Origin of the sequence: Streptomyces sp. NPDC005574 (assembly GCF_040605435.1) — a bacterium.
Lineage (GTDB): Bacteria > Actinomycetota > Actinomycetes > Streptomycetales > Streptomycetaceae > Streptomyces.
This window is the reverse complement of record NZ_JBEXCW010000256.1, coordinates 1-2,427: the sequence shown is the minus strand read 5'-3', so window position 1 is coordinate 2,427 and position 2,427 is coordinate 1. Positions and strand designations below refer to the sequence as shown.

At 60.1% G+C, this 2,427-nt stretch carries 1 protein-coding gene; it reads right to left on the bottom strand.

What is annotated here, in order from left to right; translation table 11 throughout:
• Positions 1-51: 51 nt before the first annotated feature.
• On the bottom strand, positions 52-2,427 hold a 2,376-nt coding region (locus ABZT03_RS43790; RefSeq protein ID WP_356049846.1), incomplete at its 5' end, for a helix-turn-helix transcriptional regulator.

The following is a 2,427-nucleotide window of genomic DNA, read 5'->3' as shown; positions in this document are numbered from 1 at the left end:
GTCACACACGAGGTTCGGAAAGAGAAAGACCTCTGAGGGTCTGCGAGAGGATCAGTGCCAAGGGTGTATTTTGCGGAGCCCAGCACGATCGTTCACTCCAACTTTTCGGTAGATTCGGTACAGGTGATTACTGACCGTGCGGATCGAAATAACCAAGTGGGCGGCAATCTCTTTGTCGCTCAAACCCCTGACGGCCAGAAGGGTGATTTCGCGCTCGCGTGCGCTCAGCGGTCGCAACTCTTCAAGTTGTTGCAAGGCAGGAGAAACGGCTCCTTCGCAGTGCGCGTAGTGGGTGGATGCCTGCAGACGGGCAGCACTCGCCGCCCGCTCACTGCCAGCGCTTCGATGGAGGCGGGACAAATCGGCGAAGGCCTCGGCGGCATACAGGTCGGCGCCCGTAGCCGCGAAGCCTGCTGCGGCGCGTTGGAGTAGTTTGCCGTCCTTCGTAGCAATCGCCCTGCAGTGGTCGAGTCGTGCTCGCATGAAAGGCCCTTGAACAGGGGCTTCCCAGTAGTCGGCGGCGTGCTCGGCCAGGCCGAGCCGGGCCATCTCATGCACCAGGATAGCAACGTCGCCATATGCGCCACGGCTGAGGTGTGACTCGACAGATGCCAGGAGCAGGCGTAGTGCCTCGGATTGGTCCGCAAGGGTGCTGGCATGCCAGGCACGGGCTACAGCGAGATAGGATGCGAAGTGCGACGCTGTATCGACCGGCAGCTCAGCAGCAGCATGGGCGGCAGCAGCCCGGTCCGGCAACACTGCCGTAGCAAGAGCGTTGGATATCCTCGCCCGCTGGCGCCACTGCTCCCAGCCCGCGTCATAGGCGGGAGTCAATGTAAAATAGGGAAGCGCTTGTCGGGGACGGCCGCGTTCGAGCAAGACCATGCCGAGGGCCAGCCCTCGCCGTGCATCGATCTTTACACGGCCGCTTTCAACGGCAGTTCCGTAGACACGAACCAAAGAGTCGTATGCTTCAGCGAGTCGGCCGGCATCAGCGAGTGCTGAGGCATGTACCTCCTCGAGAGAGTCGGCGTGGAAGACACCTGCAGGATCGCGACTTTCAGCCAGATCACTCGCTAGTTGCTTATACAGGCGCAAGGCATCTTCAGGTCGTCCAGCGTGGCACAGGGCGACGATGGCGAACAGGCCCGCCTCGATTCGTAGAGCCGGGTCAGAGTGCTTAAGCAGTCCTTCGCACGTCTTGAGTGTCTCACCAAAACGACCTTGTAGGTATCCGGCCATTGCGGTATAGAGCGCGCCACGGGGGCCGGGCACGCAGGTAGCTAGAGATTCCGCTTCTTTGAATCGCCCTTGCAGTAGAAGTCCCCGAACGCGCACCTCGTCCAGCTCCGGGCCGGAACCAACCGAGTTCAGTACCTGATCGGCGGTTTCGAATTCCCCCAGCGCTACCAGCGCCCGCCCATATGCGGCTGCTGTAGCATTTCCCGGATCGGTGCGCCACGCGGCTTTCGCGAACCGGACGCCGGCGCGCAGGTCCTGTGTGTGATGAGCAAACCGGGCAGCCTTAACGAGCTGCACTGAGCTGGTCGGCAATGACGCTTGTAGCCGCCATTCAGCCAATCGCAATTGATCGCTCGGCCTGCGGCCTGGCCACGCTTCATAGACGTCGATCCACTGCTCGATGAGATTTCGCCGGCGGATCAGCGAAAGGTGATGTTGGATAAAATGTCCGGTCATCGGGTGATCAAGGCGCACGACTATCGAAGCCTCGGACGCATGGAGAGTTGACAAAGACGGTTCCGACGAATCCGTGCGGATCAAACTCAGTTCTTCCAGGCGGAGTAGGACAGAGTCGCTGGTCAATTCTTCAAGTAGCTCCAGTGGTACCGGCTCGGCCAACGCCACCAGTTCCACAGCACGTCGCTCCTGACTGTCCAACTGGCACATGCGACGCCTGATCAGGTCATTTAGGGCCGGAGAATAAGGAATACCCTCGGTGAGGTGCCAGCCTCGCCCATGGCGCACCAACATTCCCTTAGCATGAGCGGCGTAGATCAATTCATGCAAAAGTTGAGGGCTACCTCCCGCCAGATCAGCTATACGCGAAGCACTGTCGTGTAGCAATTGCCCGCCCAGCAGTTCGGCTGCCAGCTGGCGGGATGCCTCAATGCCGAGAGGAAGCACATCCAAACGGAGCAGGTACTGGTCTTTCCATAGATCTGTGATGGCTGGCGGAGGCTGAATATCGGCATCCACGGTAACGATCAAATCTACGCTGCGACGCTGGGCTAGAGTCTTGAGTAGTTCAGCTGTATTGGAGTCCAGCCGATGTGCGTCATCGACCAAGAGCAGGGGGCCACGGCCGCGGGCTGGGGAGGGTGTCAGTCGCTGAAGTTCAACCGGCCGTACGGGAATGAGGATCCGGTCACGTAGTGGCTTTTCGGCAGGCAACGCCTCAGCCACTTT